The 15,531-nt window shown below is 41.2% G+C and carries 14 protein-coding genes; 8 read left to right on the forward strand and 6 right to left on the reverse strand.

The window, feature by feature from the left end:
• Positions 1–103 precede the first annotated feature (103 nt).
• Positions 104–739 (reverse strand): DUF3267 domain-containing protein, encoded by a 636-nt coding sequence (locus tag BMW53_RS17750; RefSeq protein ID WP_051567675.1) that lies wholly within the window; start codon positions 737–739, stop codon positions 104–106.
• Positions 726–2,174: an oligosaccharide flippase family protein gene (locus BMW53_RS17755; protein WP_038556921.1), complete on the reverse strand. Its 1,449-nt coding sequence runs from the start codon at positions 2,172–2,174 to the stop codon at positions 726–728. Before BMW53_RS17755 ends, BMW53_RS17750 begins: the two co-directional genes overlap by 14 nt.
• A 97-nt stretch (positions 2,175–2,271) precedes the next feature.
• Between BMW53_RS17755 and BMW53_RS17760 the strand changes: the two genes are divergently transcribed.
• Positions 2,272–3,396: a glycosyltransferase family 4 protein gene (locus BMW53_RS17760; protein ID WP_038564139.1), complete on the forward strand. Its 1,125-nt coding sequence runs from the start codon at positions 2,272–2,274 to the stop codon at positions 3,394–3,396.
• Between the two features lie 64 nt (positions 3,397–3,460).
• Positions 3,461–4,072, forward strand: a complete 612-nt coding sequence (rnhB, locus tag BMW53_RS17765; protein ID WP_038556920.1) for a ribonuclease HII — start codon at positions 3,461–3,463, stop codon at positions 4,070–4,072.
• A 110-nt stretch (positions 4,073–4,182) separates the two neighbouring features.
• Here rnhB and BMW53_RS17770 read toward each other — a convergent pair whose 3' ends face one another.
• From BMW53_RS17770 to BMW53_RS17780, 3 genes are all read right to left on the reverse strand, one after another.
• Positions 4,183–5,148 (reverse strand): phosphatidylserine decarboxylase, encoded by a 966-nt coding sequence (locus BMW53_RS17770; RefSeq protein ID WP_217642985.1) that lies wholly within the window; start codon positions 5,146–5,148, stop codon positions 4,183–4,185.
• Between the two features lie 6 nt (positions 5,149–5,154).
• On the reverse strand, positions 5,155–5,616 hold the full coding sequence (gene rnhA / locus BMW53_RS17775; protein ID WP_038556918.1) for a ribonuclease HI: 462 nt from the start codon (positions 5,614–5,616) through the stop codon (positions 5,155–5,157).
• A gap of 166 nt (positions 5,617–5,782) precedes the next feature.
• Positions 5,783–7,939 carry a S46 family peptidase gene (locus tag BMW53_RS17780; protein ID WP_245749066.1) on the reverse strand — a complete coding sequence of 719 codons (2,157 nt, stop codon included), beginning with the start codon at positions 7,937–7,939 and terminating at the stop codon, positions 5,783–5,785.
• A gap of 241 nt (positions 7,940–8,180) precedes the next feature.
• Here BMW53_RS17780 and BMW53_RS17790 point away from each other — a divergent pair, with 241 nt between their 5' ends.
• The 6 genes from BMW53_RS17790 (at position 8,181) to BMW53_RS17815 (ending at position 14,284) form a co-directional block, all read left to right on the forward strand.
• Complete coding sequence (locus BMW53_RS17790; RefSeq protein WP_038556912.1) at positions 8,181–9,185, forward strand: GyrI-like domain-containing protein; 1,005 nt, start codon at positions 8,181–8,183, stop codon at positions 9,183–9,185.
• Positions 9,186–9,482: 297 nt separating this feature from the next.
• Entirely contained in the window at positions 9,483–10,331 is an 849-nt protein-coding gene (locus BMW53_RS17795; protein WP_038556910.1) for a M23 family metallopeptidase, read from the forward strand.
• Position 10,332: 1 nt separating this feature from the next.
• Positions 10,333–11,493, forward strand: a complete 1,161-nt coding sequence (locus tag BMW53_RS17800) for a 1-deoxy-D-xylulose-5-phosphate reductoisomerase (protein WP_217642987.1) — start codon at positions 10,333–10,335, stop codon at positions 11,491–11,493.
• Between the two features lie 9 nt (positions 11,494–11,502).
• Positions 11,503–12,840, forward strand: coding sequence for an RIP metalloprotease RseP (gene rseP, locus BMW53_RS17805; RefSeq protein ID WP_038556907.1), 1,338 nt, complete (start codon positions 11,503–11,505; stop codon positions 12,838–12,840).
• Positions 12,841–12,887: 47 nt separating this feature from the next.
• On the forward strand, positions 12,888–13,088 hold the full coding sequence (gene tatA, locus BMW53_RS17810) for a twin-arginine translocase TatA/TatE family subunit (protein WP_038556906.1): 201 nt from the start codon (positions 12,888–12,890) through the stop codon (positions 13,086–13,088).
• Between the two features lie 152 nt (positions 13,089–13,240).
• Positions 13,241–14,284, forward strand: a complete 1,044-nt coding sequence (locus BMW53_RS17815; protein ID WP_038556904.1) for a DUF4837 family protein — start codon at positions 13,241–13,243, stop codon at positions 14,282–14,284.
• A 253-nt stretch (positions 14,285–14,537) separates the two neighbouring features.
• On the opposite strand, the gene metF is transcribed toward BMW53_RS17815, so the two are convergent.
• Complete coding sequence (gene metF / locus BMW53_RS17820) at positions 14,538–15,491, reverse strand: methylenetetrahydrofolate reductase [NAD(P)H] (RefSeq protein ID WP_038556902.1); 954 nt, start codon at positions 15,489–15,491, stop codon at positions 14,538–14,540.
• Between the last annotated feature and the right edge of the window lie 40 nt (positions 15,492–15,531).

The raw sequence follows: 15,531 nt of genomic DNA on the forward strand, positions 1-15,531 counted from the left end.
AGGAACCGCCGTATACGAGAACCGTACGTACGGTGGTGTGAGAGGTCGGAAAATAAAGTAGGAGGAAAACTATTTTATTTTCCTCCTACTCGATCCCAAAATTTTACTTCTTTCTGAAATAATAACTCCTTTGTTCCTCTTTACTATCAAAGGTAAATATTTCTGATTCTTCCGAATAGAACACGGACAATAAGCCGATATCGCCTGCACAGAACAAACTATGGATACACATAATAAGTGTAAACACAAAAAACAGCGGATGATTAAAAAAGACTATTATTCCGACAAGAGTGCTTAGTTTTACCACTATCAGCGGAGCAAGCGCAATGAAAGTAAACTGCCTTCGATTAAAAACATGGCGGTCGGCTTCGGCATAAAAGATAAACTTTTTGAAATAGGCTCCGTACCGCACATTTTTAGCACCGGTAAGTTTTATCGCAATTCCATGTAATAGTTCGTGAATGATAACAAGCACTGTTAGGCAAAAAACGATAACACCGATAGTGTGCCAAAGTGGTTCATATGTGCCTTTGAAACTAAAAACCAGGGCGCGGGAAATGATGAATAACCCCAGAAGAACCATTACTGCCTGGTACACCATAAAACTTTTAACCAGCCAACCACCTTTCTCCAGTTGCGAAAGCACAAACGACTTAATCTCGCTGTGGTTCAGTTCTGCCAGAAGTTCGTAATCGTCTCCGTTCTTTAATTCTTCAATTGATGGATTAATCCTTCTCATACCAAATGATGTGATAAAGATTTTTTAAGTTAAAGAGCCTGAACAGCACCGCCAAAATTACCGAGCCCGCCAGCATTGCCAGGTAGCCGTAAAACCACTGGCCGATTTGTTTCGAAACCAGCCCCGCAACAACCACTGCCCCGATAAAAAGAGCTAAGCGGATGATGTAAGAAAGCGGAGGTTTTATTTTAAAAATGAAAAGGACAAGACCGAGTTGGGCAAATCCGGTAAACAACTGGGTCGCTAAACTTGCATAAGCCGATCCGTACGCCATAAATCGCGGAATTAGCAACAAGTTTAGTGCAATATTCAACACCATTCCGCAAAAAGCCATAATATTCAGCTGTTTCATGCTCCCATTGGCGGTTAGTAATGTGCCAAAAATATAGGTGCAGGCAATGCCGATAAATCCGGTCATAAGAATGCCCAAAATACCTGATGAATGTTCAGTGCTTGATGTGTATAACGCGCCTATAATCTCCTTGTCGTAGAAAATACTCGAAACTGCAATAATTATTGCCGGCACGATTAAAAGTGTAAAAGAAAGCTTCACCATCTGCCCGATAGGTTCCTTTTGTTTGATCATTTTAGCAAAAATCGGCAATAGTAAGCCGGCGAACAGCAATCCAAACATCGATACGGCATCCAGCAAACGAAACGAATGTGCATAGATACCCGCTTGCTCTTTGCCAATTGGGTGGGGGAGCAAACGTTCCAGCAAAACAGAATCAATTCGGTTGTAAAACGACATCAGCAAAATTAGCAATGCATAAGGATATGATTTCCGGATAAATACCCGAAAAAATGAAAGCTGGAACCGCACTTTTATACGCCCCGATTTTGCAAGTACTACAACAAAAGTAATTACGGCAGTAAGCACGTAGGCGATGGTTTGCACGTAAACATACCATTCGATTGAAAAGTGGATATTCGTCCACGATGTAAAAAGTAAAATGCTACAAATAATCAGCATAATACTTCGGTCTAAAACCGATATTAAACTGTCGGTGCGGAAGAGATGTAACGCGCTTAGGTTTGACCTTAAATAAAGCGTGAAAGAAATCAGAAACTGGTTAAATATTAAAAAGAAAAGCAGGTGAAACTGAATGTTGTTGTACCCGATAATGGCCGCAATCCCTAAACTGAATAGAGCATAAACAATAGCCAGTATAAATTTCAACCCAATGATATTGGAGAGGTGTTTGGGTAACAAAAAATTATGCTGGGCAATATTGCGGTTGTTGTAGTTGGTAATGCCAACGTCGAGCAAAATATTAAGCAACATCGAGAAGTTGAACAGCGCAAAATACAGGCCAAAAGTCTCGTCGCCAACCGAGTTTTGCACCGTCCTGTCGATGCCAAAAATCCACATTGGTTTTATCAGCAGATTCAGGAAAAGTAATAATATCAGGTTGGTTACAAATTTGCGTTTCAAAACACCGTGTTTCTTGAATTGTATCTAGAATTTGAAGACTTAAAAGTAACAAATATTTGAACAGACTTTGTACATTTACGAAAAATCGACAGCACTTATGGTTATTGCCGTAAATACGCGTTTATTAATAAAAGGGAAGCTTGAGGGAATAGGTTGGTTTACTTATGAAACGCTAAAACGGATGACGATCAATCATCCTGAGCATGAGTTTATTTTTATATTTGACCGACCATACAACAAGGATTATATTTTTGCCGAAAATGTTACTCCGGTAGTTATTGGTCCGCCAACGCGCCACCCGTTTTTGTGGTATCTTTGGTTTGAATTTCGAATCCCGGCAATCCTGAAAAAATACAAAGCCGATCTTTTTCTGTCGCCTGATGGTTATCTTTCGCAACGTACCAGAGTGCCTCAATTGGGTGTAATTCACGACATTAACTTTGTGCATCGCCCCGATGACCTTCCCTGGCTGAAAGCAAAATACTACAATCGCTATTTCCCAAAGTTTGCCCGCCTGGCGAAACGGATTGCCACGGTTTCGTTTTATTCGAAAGAAGATATTACCCGCTCGTTTAAAGTCGATTACGACAAAATTGATGTGGTTTACGATGGAATCAACCAGATTTTTGAACCCATTTCTGAAGAAGAGAAAATGGAGGTGCGTTCGATGTTTACAGATGGTGCTGAATATTTTCTGTTTGTGGGTGCCTTACATCCTCGTAAAAATGTTTGTGGCTTACTGAAGGCTTTTGATGCCTTTAAAAGTGTGGTTAACAATGCAACAAAGCTGGTAATTGTTGGCGGCGAAATGCATAAAACAGGAGATATTTTTGAGACCTATGAAAATATGCGTCACAAAGATGATGTAGTGTTTACGGGGCGTGTTTCAACAGCCGATTTACATGATATCTTTGGCGCAGCAATGGCACTTACTTTTGTGCCGTTTTTCGAAGGTTTTGGTATCCCTATCGTTGAGGCAATGAGTGCCGGTGTTCCGGTAATTTGCTCGAATACGACATCTATCCCGGAGGTTGGTGGCAATGCCGTACTTTATGCCGATCCGTTAAAAATCGATCAGATAACCGATGCGATGATTAAGTTGCACGAAGACTCCGATTTACGCACCGAACTGGTGGAAAAAGGATTTCTGCAGAAAAATAAATTTAGCTGGGACGAAACAGCGCGTTTACTGTGGATGAGCGTTGAAAAGAGTCTTCAGTAACAGTTTTCAGTCGCAGTAAAAAACAATTTATCAGTTTAACAATTTGTCAATTTGATCGTTTTCTATGGATAAACAAAAACTACTTCCTTTTTACAACAAAAATACAATTGAAGCCGGTTGCGACGAAGCCGGACGAGGCTGCCTGGCCGGACCAGTATTTGCTGCTGCAGTAATTCTTCCGGCCGATTTTGAGAATGAGTTGTTGAACGATTCCAAAAAACTGACAGAAAAACAGCGTTATCAGTTACGTCCGCTGGTTGAAGAGCAAGCTTTGGCGTGGGCCGTAGTTGCGGTTGATAATAATGAAATTGATGAGGTGAATATTCTGAATGCTTCCTTTCTGGCTATGAACAGGGCCATTGAAAAACTGGAAACTGTTCCCGAACATTTGCTGATCGATGGTAACCGCTTCCGAACCAAAAGCAAAATTCCGTACACCTGCATGATTAAGGGCGACGGACGATTTTATTCCATTGCCGCAGCATCGATTCTGGCCAAAACTTACCGCGACGATTATATGGCCGCGATTCATCAGGAATTTTCAAATTACGATTGGGACAAAAACAAAGGTTATCCAACCAAAAAACACCGGGCCGCTATTAAGGAATTCGGGCCAACAAAATACCATCGCATGACGTTTCGTTTGTTGGATGAACAACTTGCGCTTGATTTATAGTTGATTGCAGAACTTTTGCTTCGTTCACGCTAGTGATAGTATGACTCAGAGTCATACTATCACTCCAATTTTTGCTTTCACACAACTTAAAGTCATGCTTTCACTCTTTTTTACAAAACAGGCGAAGCAATCTTCTCACCAACTTTAACGGTGGTTTCCAAGCCTTTTTTTGTGTTTTCAATCAGGTCGGCATCAAACGTAATCGTTTCTTTTTCGAACAGTAAAACCAGTGTTGATCCACCAAAAGCAAAGTAGCCTTTTTCGTCTCCTTTTTTCACTTTGGAGTTTGCCTCGTAAGTTTGAATAATGCTTCCAACCATGGTAGCGCCCACATCAACAATCAGAATATCTCCAAATTCTTCCGTTGAAAGGGTGCAGTATTCGCGTTTGTTTTCGCAGAAAATTTTCAGGTTGCCACGCAGTGCCAGTGGCGAAACCGAATAATAGTGGCCATTAATTTTAAGCGATTCAGAAGCAATTCCCGAAGCCGGGAAATGATATCGGTGATAATCAGCCGGAGCCAAACGAACAATGGCCATTGCTCCATCTTCGTATTTTTTTGCCAGACTTTCATCGTCAAGGAAAGTTTGCAGGTTAAATTCAGACCCTTTTATAAAAAACGATGGAATATCCTTCATCGATTGAAAGGCCAGAATTTTTCCATCTGCCGGAGAAACAACACCTTCTTCCATTGGGCGCGCACCCGGTTTTAGTTTGCGACAGAAAAAGTTGTTAAAGGTTTTGTAATGCTGCGTATCGCTGATTTCGCATTCGTTTAAATTAATGCGGTGCTCGTTTACAAATTCAGGGATACGTTTTGCCGAAAGCCTCGAATCCATATACCAGCCACCAGCTGCCGAAACGATTTTGCGTTTAACCAACAGGTTCAGGGCAGCTTTCCCGCTTGCCGACGCGTACAACCACTTCAGCATTCCTTTGCCGGGAACATTTTCGGTTTTAACTTCCCCGCTTGCTCTTTCTATATATTTTAAGGTTTCCATTTTTTTATCCGGTTCAACTTCTTTTTGGCAAGAAATAAAAGTCAAAAGAAGCAGTACCAAACTTAGTTGTTTCATTTCAAATTATTCCGGTTTATACCCCTCGTCAACTAAAAGATTTGGCTTCATCGATGCTTCAACTGCCAACTCATCGCAACGCTCGTTAAGCGGATTGTTGGCATGGCCTTTCACCCAAACAAACTTAACTACGTGCTTTTTATAAATCTCAAGGAACCGCATCCAAAGGTCGGGATTTTTTTTGCCTTTAAAGCGCTTTTTCACCCAATTAAAAACCCAGCCCTTTTCAACGGCATCGGCAACATATTTCGAGTCGGTGTAAACGGTAACATCGCAGCCTTCAATTTTCAGCGATTCCAACGCCACAATTACCGCCAGCAACTCCATACGGTTATTGGTGGTATGTTTATAGCCTTCCGAAAGTTCTTTGCGGTGAGGGCCGGAAAGCAACACAATTCCGTAGCCTCCGTTTCCCGGATTTCCGCGTGCAGCGCCGTCGGTGTATATCGTAATTTTTGGTCGAGCCATTTTATTTATAGTAGAGAGATTAAAAGTACAAAGTAGTGAGTATTCTTTTTAATAAACAAACTTTGTTTTTATCGGTCACGTTACTCAATACTTTTAATCTCAAGTGTGATAAACAAAAAACCCCGCCAAAATTTGACGAGGTTTTAGTAAAATATCCTGAATTCGTTTAGCGAATAATTGTCATTTCATCGATCAGGTTTTGAGCACCGGCATAAATGTCAACCACCCAAAGTACAAAACGGATGTCAACATTAATACAGCGTTGCAGGTTTTCTTCAAAATCAAGGTCGCCGCTCATGGCTTCCCAGTTTCCGTCGAAAGCAATACCAATCAGTTCGCCTTTTCCGTTAATAACAGGGCTTCCCGAGTTTCCGCCGGTAATGTCGTTATCGGTAATGAAACAGGCGCGAAGTTTACCGTCTTCATCTGCATATTGTCCGAAGTTTTCATCCAACAGCAGTTCTTTCATGCGCGCAGGAACGTCAAACTCGTAATCGCCCGGAATTTCTTTTTCCAGGTAGCCATCGGTGGTTGTGTAGTATTTGTACGTTACACCATCGCGCGGATCGTAAGGCATTACCGTTCCGTAAGTTAAGCGCATGGTTGAGTTGGCATCCGGGTAAAATTTCTTGTCAGGCTGCATTTCCATTAAACCGGCAACAAACAACCTTCTTCCTTTTTGCAACTTTTCGTCGCCGTCTCTTAAACTCATCGATGTAGCGCGGTACATATCAAAAATGTCAACAGCTGCCTGAAAAACCATGTCTTTCTGCAGTGTTTTTAACGAAGGATTTTCGAGGAAAGCAGTCAACTCTTCCTGGTTGTCGAAAATCGATTTTTTAAACATTTTTTCGGTGTACTTAGCGTAGTCGCCTTTGTATTTGTTTTGAATTTCAGCAAAGAAAGACGGGTAGTAGCCTGATGAGATGTTTTCGGCGTAAATCTTCATCAGTGCAGCAACAATTTTTTCATCGGTAGCCGCGTCGTAATCTTTGTAGAAAGCATCCAGCGATTCTTCCAGTCGGCCCGAAAAAGCTTCAATTTTGTCTTTGTTCTCTTCCGGTTTTTCCAACAGGTCGGCCAATTGGTTGGCGCGGTAGGCAAACATAAAAATCTCTGGTCCGCGCAACAAGGCTTCTGCAGCAAATTCCATTGCTTTTTCAGCCTCAACTTCCTTATACGATTCTTCAATTAATGAAAGTGCTTCTCCGTATTTTGCTTTTCTGTCGGCATTTGCATTTACCCAGTTGGTAAATTCTTTTTCAAGCTCTTGTTTTTGTGCAATAATGCCCAGTTTTGTCAATGCCTGGTTTTGGCCAATTGCATTTTTGTAGTAGTTGGCGCTGCGTGCATGTTTCGATGCATACTGGATTTTTGCTTTTTGGCTGGTAGCCATGTAGTCGGCAATAATGTCCAGTTTTTTCTCACGAACCAAAATGCGTGCAGTGTTTGTTACTTTCATGGTGTAGTCAATTCCCCACGATGTTTTGTAACGGTTGGTGCTTCCCGGGTAACCAAATACCATGGCAAAATCGCCTTCGTCAACACCTTTAAGCGAAATTGGCAAGTGGTGTTTTGGCTGGTAAGGCACATTGTCTTCCGAGTATTCGGCTGGTAATCCGTCGGGACCACAATAAACGCGGAACATCGAAAAGTCGTTGGTATGGCGTGGCCACATCCAGTTGTCGGTGTCGCCACCAAATTTACCTAATGCTTGCGGTGGTGCTCCTACCAAACGTACATCTTTAAATGTTTCGGTAACAAAAAGGAAGTATTGGTTGGCTTTTAAAAAGTCTCTTATGTAAACTTCGTAGTGCGTATCGCCTTTTGCTTCTTTTTCCAGCTGGCGAACTGTCTGGTCGATTTTGTCGTTTCTTTCGCTTTCGCTCATTTCGTCGGTAACATCGGCCAAAACTTTAGCGGTTACATCTTCAACCGAAATAAGGAAAGTAACCGTTTTTCCCGGGTTCGGAAGTTCTTCTTCTTTTGAACGGGCCCAAAAACCATCTTGCAGATAATCGTGCTCAACGCTAGAGTGCTGCTGAATTTCGCCAAAACCACAGTGGTGGTTGGTTAAAAGCAGACCGTCTTTTGAAATTACTTCGGCAGTACACGATCCGCGGTCGAGTGCCACGATCGCATCTTTCAGGCTCGATTGATTGATGCTGTAAATATCTTCAGCACTCAATTCGCAGCCCATATCTTGCATGGTTTTAATGTTCAGTTTGTGAATAAGTGAAGGAAGCCACATTCCTTCTTTGGCAACTGCCGAACCAATCATGAAGATTGATATCAACAGCATCAGATTTAATTTTCTCATCATTTTATTAATTGTTCTATTCAAAAAATTTGTACAAATATAGTTTTTCAAAATACTTAATACGTGATTTATATCTCTTTATCCTTTATGTTAACAGAAAGAATGACCACCCAGATTACGATAATTCGGAAATCCGCAGCAGCATTTTTAACTTTCCTGTAAATTTTGGTTCGGTTTTAACATTTGTATTTGATATGCGGTTTGAATTACACGAATTGCATTATATTGAAACTAAAAACTTGTTATGAGTCGATTTGTTCGGATTATTATGTGGGTTTTGTTGTGGGGCGCTTTGTTTGTTGCCATCGCTTATTTTTTGCCCAAAACGCTTGTGGTTGAGCGGAGTGCCGATATTCAGGCCCCTGTGAAAACCGTTTATGCACAACTCATTGATTTGCACCGGTGGGATAATTGGTCGCCCTGGAAACGAAGGGGCGAAAATAGCAGTGTGGAATACATTAACCACGGAGTTGGTGCAGGTGGAGGTTATATTTTGAGAAATGAATCCAACGAAAATAGTGTTGCATCCATCGAAATTATTGAGGCAAATGCGTACAACGAAGTTACTGTTTCGCTCGATTTTATGGAACGTGGAGAAGCTTTAAGTAGTTTTTTGTTGGCAGAGAAGAACGAGGGAACTACCGTGAACTGGGCACTGACATATGATGTTGGTAACAATCCTTTTGCACGTTGGATGGGGCTGCTGATGAAAAAAAGTATGGCAACCGATTTCGACAATGGCTTGGTAAAATTAAAGGCACTTTGCCAGGTAATCGAGAAGGAGAACGAACCGGTAATTCTGCTTGACGAAGTACCAGAAATGTACTATGCCGGCATTCGCGAAACCGTGCCTTTTATTGAAGTGAGTCGCGAAATGAGTGAGATGTATAGCGAGATCAGCAAATTTTTGGCGCAAAAGGAAATTGAAATGGCCGGAATGCCTTTTTCGATGTACCACCTGATGGACGAAGAAAATATTGATTTTGAATGCGGCATTCCAATCAAAGAAAATATTGAAGGAAATGCAACAGTAAAAGTGGCAACTTTTCCTACTAGCACTTGTGCCTGCCTCGATTTTTATGGCGATTACAGCAACTTGCAGGAAGGGCACATAGCTGTGCAGAAATGGGTAGAAGCACACGGTTTTAACCTGGCCAGTGCGCCAATGGAAATATACCTAACCGATCCGCAGCAGGAACCTGATCCGGCAAAATGGATTACCCGAATTTGCTATCCTGTTGAACGGTAGGAAAACTGAAAAATATCCAGTACCGAATGATCAATTTCCAAATCAACTTAAAATTGGTGTGTGTTTTAAGCAGTATTGGTTATTCATCATTGAACATTGATTATTTTTTTCTTGCTTATTCAAAATTTATATTTTGTGAATAACAGCTAACACTGTGAGGTGCAGTGTGTGGCAACAAACTCGCGCTTTTTACAAGCCTGTTTTCTGTTGACTCTAAATCAATTGGTTAAAAATCTCTAAACAACAGGGTCATGTCTCAATTCTTACTAAATTTGTAGCCTTAAAATTTTGTGGGGAGTGGAAGAGAAGAAGTTTTTTGACAAACTAAAAAATCAATACCGGTTAATCATTTACAACGATACCACGTTTCAGTCGGTGTGGAGCATGAAGCTTTCGCGGCTGAAAGTGTTCACCGTAACCAGTTTAACATCGGCAATTTTGGTCATCCTGGTCATTTTGCTGATTGCAACTACCGGATTGCGCGAATATATTCCGGGTTACCCAAAAGCCGAGTACCGGCAAATGTTGGTGCGTAATGCTTTGGTAGTCGATTCGCTGGAACAGGAACTGGCAAAACGCGATCAGTTTTTCAAAGGTATTCAGGCCATAATGTCGGGCGAAGTGCCTGAGGATGATCAAATGGCTACAGCCGATATTGAGACGGATGAGGTAGAATTTAAGCAGTACAATCACGATTCTGTTTTTCAGGATAAATTACTGGCTGAACAGCTGAGTCTTTCCATAATGAACAATAATGCCGATGTTACAGAGCTCAGCCAGGTACACTTTTTTGTGCCGGTAAAAGGGGTGGTTTCGGAACATTTCAAAAATACACCCGATCATTTTGGTGTTGATTTGGTGAGTGAACCCAATGCCCGTATCTCGTCGGTGTTAGACGGAACGGTGATTTTTGCCGGATGGACCCTCGAAACAGGTTATGTAGCCTACATTCAGCACGAAGCAAATTTGGTTTCGGTGTATAAACACAACGCCGAGTTATTGAAGAAAACCGGACAGACAGTAAAAGCCGGCGAGGCGATTGCCATTATCGGAAACACAGGAGAATTATCAAGTGGACCACACCTGCATTTTGAGTTGTGGCACGATGGAACTGCACTTGATCCGGAACAGTACATTGACTTTTAAGATGAAGAAAAAAATAGCAATTCTTGGATCTACCGGATCCATAGGAACCCAGGCGCTGGAGGTCATTGAGCAAAATCCCGAATTATTTGAAGTTGAGGTTTTAACAGCAAATAACAGTGTGGAGCTGCTCATTCAGCAGGCAAAAAAATTTCAGCCCAATGTGGTGGTTATCGCCAACAAAGAGAAATACCAACTCGTTAGCAGCGCCCTTGAAGATGAAGATATAAAAGTTTACGCCGGAGAAGAGGCCCTGAACCAGGTGGTGGAAATGGATACCATCGATTTGGTACTGACGGCCATGGTGGGGTATTCGGGCTTAATTCCAACTTACAATGCTGTAAATGCCGGGAAACCAATTGCACTGGCCAATAAAGAAACGCTGGTTGTTGCCGGCGAAATCATAACAAAAGCTGCCCGCGAAAAACAGGTTGACCTGCTACCGGTTGATTCGGAGCACTCGGCCATTTTCCAGTGTTTGGTTGGCGAGTTTATGAATCCGGTTGAAAAGATTTACCTCACTTGTTCAGGCGGCCCGTTTCGTGGTAAAACACTCGAAGACTTACAACATGTTACGGTTGACGACGCCCTGGCGCACCCCAACTGGGATATGGGCGCAAAAATCACCATCGATTCGGCAACGCTCATGAATAAAGGTTTTGAAGTGATTGAGGCACACTGGCTTTTTGGGTTGCCGGCTTCAAAAATTGATGTAGTTGTTCATCCCGAGTCCATCATTCATTCCATCGTTCAGTTTGAAGATGGTTCGATGAAAGCACAAATGGGACTGCCCGACATGAAGTTGCCCATACAATATGCCATGGGATTTCCGAACCGGATTAAAAATAACTTCCCGCGGTTCAACTTTTTAGATTACACCACTTTACATTTTGAGCAGCCAAATACAGAAATTTTTCGTAACCTTGCACTCGCTTTTGCAGCAATGGAAAAAGGCGGAAATATGCCCTGTATTTTAAATGCAGCAAATGAAATAGTTGTTGAGGCATTTTTAAAACGAAAAATCAGCTTTTTGCAAATGCCCGAAATAATAGAACAGGCCATGAATAAGGTTGATTTTGTAAATCAGCCAACGCTCAATGATTTAATTGAGACCAACAACGAAACAAGAACAGTGGCACAGTTGTTAACAGAAAACAAAATTTAGAAGAATTTAATGGAGTCGATATTAATTAAAACAGCACAATTACTTTTAAGTCTGTCAATATTAGTGGTTTTGCACGAGGCCGGCCACTTTATGTTTGCCCGTTTGTTTAAAACCCGGGTAGAAAAATTTTACCTCTTTTTTAATCCCTGGTTCTCGCTTTTTAAAATAAAGAAAGGCGAAACCGAATACGGAATCGGATGGTTGCCGCTTGGTGGTTACGTGAAAATTTCGGGAATGATCGATGAGTCGATGGACAAGGAAGCCATGAAACTTCCGCCTCAACCCTGGGAATTTCGTGCAAAACCGGCCTGGCAGCGTTTGCTGATTATGGTTGGTGGCGTTTTAATGAATTTCATTTTTGCCATGGTAATTTACATTGGTGTGCTTTATGCATGGGGCGAACAGTACCTGCCAACCGAGAATGTAAAATATGGCATTGTGGTTAACGAAACCGGCGAGGAGCTTGGTTTTAAAACCGGCGATAAAATTCTTACCGTTGACAATGAATACATCGAACAGTTCAGCAAAATTGTACCAACCATTGTTTTAGATGGTGCACAAACCGTTCAGGTGGAGCGCAACGGACAGAAAGTAGATGTGGAGATAACAGGAGAGGACCTGGCGCTACTGCTAAAAAGCAAAGGTATTTGGGACGAGCGTATTCCTTACGATATTCAGATCGGCCGTTTGGCAAAAGATTTTCCGGCACAAAAAGCAGGACTTGAAGTTGGCGATGTTCTTGGAAAAGTTGATGGAAAATCGTTTGAGTATTACGATCAGTTTACCAATTACCTGGAATCAAAGAAAGGTGAGGAAATTGCTATCGATATTATCCGCGATGGTCAGGAAATGACCAAAACGCTAACGATTAACGAAGATGGTAAAATGGGCTTTAATGCGGCACTTAATAATCCTGATATTTTTGAGTTTAAAACCATTAAATATGGTTTTCTTGAATCTATCCCTGCAGGAATTGATCGCGGTGTTCAAACTACCGGAAATTACCTGAAACAGTTTAAACTGTTCTTTAAAAAAGAAACAAAAGCATACGAGTCGCTGGGAGGATTTGCAACCATCGGAAATATTTTTTCTTCTTCATGGGATTGGGCGCATTTCTGGAATATGACAGCGTTTATTTCTATTATTTTGGCCATTATGAACCTCTTGCCAATTCCTGCATTGGATGGCGGACACGTAATGTTTTTATTTGGCGAAATGATTACCGGAAGAAAACCCGGAGAAAAATTTTTGGAGTATGCACAAATTGCCGGAATGGTATTACTTTTGGCTTTGGTACTTTATGCCAATGCCAACGATATAATTAAAATGATTAACGGCACATTTTAATGAAAAAAAACTATTTTTGTTGTGGAACCAATTAACTTATTAGTAATATGAATTTATTTGTAGTTGCAGGATTTATCGGACCTCAGGAAATAATAATCATCTTAATAATTGTTTTACTTCTGTTTGGCGGTCGTAAAATTCCGGAGTTGATGAAAGGGCTTGGAAAAGGAATGAAGGAATTTAAAGAAGCCACAAAAGAGGACGATCCTGAGGATAAAAAACCGGAAAGCGAAAAAATCGACAAGTAATTAATATCGAAATAGATATTCAAATCCCGTTCTGTAATTCAGATACGGGATTTTTTGTATTTCATCCAATAGCCTTTTATTACAGCATGTTGTAGCTTAGCAGTATGGTAAGGTTTTTGTTATTTATTTTGAAAATCCAAAAAACTGATTAAATGAAACGTATTAGCCACCTTGTTTATCTGGTAATCGTTGCCGCAATTTTTGCCGGCTGCGATTCGGATTCAACTGTTATGTACAAAAATATTACCGGAAAAGCCGGTGAAATGGTTGTTGTAATATCAAAAGATTCGTGGAATGGTAAACCCGGAGAAGTTCTTCGCGAAACACTGGCGCAGCCGCATGCCGGATTACCACAGGAAGAGCCACTTTTCGATTTGATTAACGTTCCGCACGACGCTTTTAAAGACATTTTCAGATCGACCCGAAACATTGTACAAACTACCATTTCTTCGAATGTTGACGAGAGTGGAATAAAATTCACCGACGATGTGTGGGCTTATCCGCAGGCGACCATACAAATTAGCGCTAAAAATGCCGACGAGTTTGAAAAGATCTTCAGGGAAAACAAGGACAGAATACTGTCGTATTTTGTGCAGGCCGAAAAAGAGCGTATAACGATGAATTATAACGACACCTACGAAAGAGCAGTTTTTAATACGCTGAATAGCGAGTTTGATGTTACCATGAAAGTTCCACCGGGTTTCCGCATCATGGAACAGAAAAAGGATTTTTTGTGGGTACAGTTCGATTCGCCTGAAATCACCCAGGGAATTGTGGTTTATTCGTATCCGTATGTTTCCGACAGTGCTTTTACGGTTGATTACCAGTTGCCAATACGCGACAGCTTGCTTAAAAAATACGTTCCGGGCCCAACCGACGGAAGTTATATGTCAACCGAAAAACGCCTCGATCAGATTAATAATGTAATTAAGCACAATGGAAATTATGCTTCCGAAATGCGTGGTTTGTGGCGTGTTGAGAATGATTTTATGGGTGGACCATACGTTGCACTATCGGAATTAGATGCATCGAACCAGCGTGTAATTAACGCTTTTGGCTTTGTGTATGCACCAAGTAAAGATAAACGTAACTTGTTACGTCAGGTGGAAGCAATGATCTACTCGTTAAAATTAAATAACCAGGCTGATAACGATAAACTCAATCAGCAGGATATTGAAATTCAGGTAGAAGGATAAGTCGATATTCAGTATAAATACATTGATTATTAGTGGGAGTTGCTATCATCCCCTTGTTTTCCCCTTCAAAGGGGAATTCTTATTCAACCAAAGAAGTGGCATATTGCTAATCCTCCTTATAAAGGAGGTGGCTGACGAAGGAAGCCGGAGGATGTTTTAGAAAGACAATAATTGAGCAGTACTTTTATACAAAAAGGAGGCTGGAAATTCATTTTCCAGCCTCCTTTTTGTATCGTATTAACATGAGTTCTGCTTAGAAAGCCGCCTTTACAATTTCACTAACATTATCCGAAATGCCATAGGTGTAAATGTGTAACGATGGTACGTTGCGCGCAACCAAATCTTTCGATTGGTAAATAGCCCACTCCGTTCCTACACGTCGTGCATCGTCGTTGTTTTTGCATTTTGTCAGCTCTTTTGACAACTCCTGAGGCAAGTCGATGCTAAATATTTTTGGAAGCACCGTCAACTGATTTTTCAGGTTGATAGGCTTAATTCCCGGAATAATCGGAACTGTAATTCCCATTGCGCGGCATTTGTCCACAAAATCGTAATAAACCTGGTTGTCGAAAAACATTTGGGTTACAATGTAATCGGCACCTTCGTCAACTTTTTGTTTTAGGTAAAGCATGTCTTGCTCCATGTTTGGCGCTTCAAAATGCTTCTCGGGATATCCGGCAACACCAATACAAAAATCAAGTGGCTTATTGTTTTTCAGATCGGCATCCAGGTATTTCCCTTTACCAAGATCTTTAATTTGTTTTACCAACTCGTTGGCATTTGAGTGGCCATTCTCGGTAGGTTGAAAAACATGTTGGTTTTTCAATCCGTCGCCACGCAACGCCAGAACGTTGTTAATTCCTAAAAAGTTCAGGTCAATCAATACGTGTTCTGTTTCGCTTTTGGTAAAACCGCCACATAAAATATGCGGAACCACCGGAATGCCGTATTTGTGCTGAATATCGGCAGCAATAGCCACTGTTCCCGGGCGTTTGCGAACGGTTTGTTTTACAATGCTTCCATCTGCGAGTTCTTTAAATTCAATCTCGTCGCGGTGGGTAGTAATATTAATGTATTTCGGATCGAACTCGGTTAAGCTTTCAATCGTTTTATGCAGGCGCGAAACGTCGTTACCTTTTAACGGCGGCAACAATTCAAAAGAAAATACGGTTTTCTTTGCCTGATTTATGGTGTCTATAACTTTCATATGATTTTAGTCTGTTTTACTGATGCAAATTTAACAATTT

The sequence above is a fragment of the Draconibacterium orientale genome (assembly GCF_900111425.1).
In the GTDB taxonomy this organism is placed as follows: Bacteria; Bacteroidota; Bacteroidia; order Bacteroidales; family Prolixibacteraceae; genus Draconibacterium; species Draconibacterium orientale.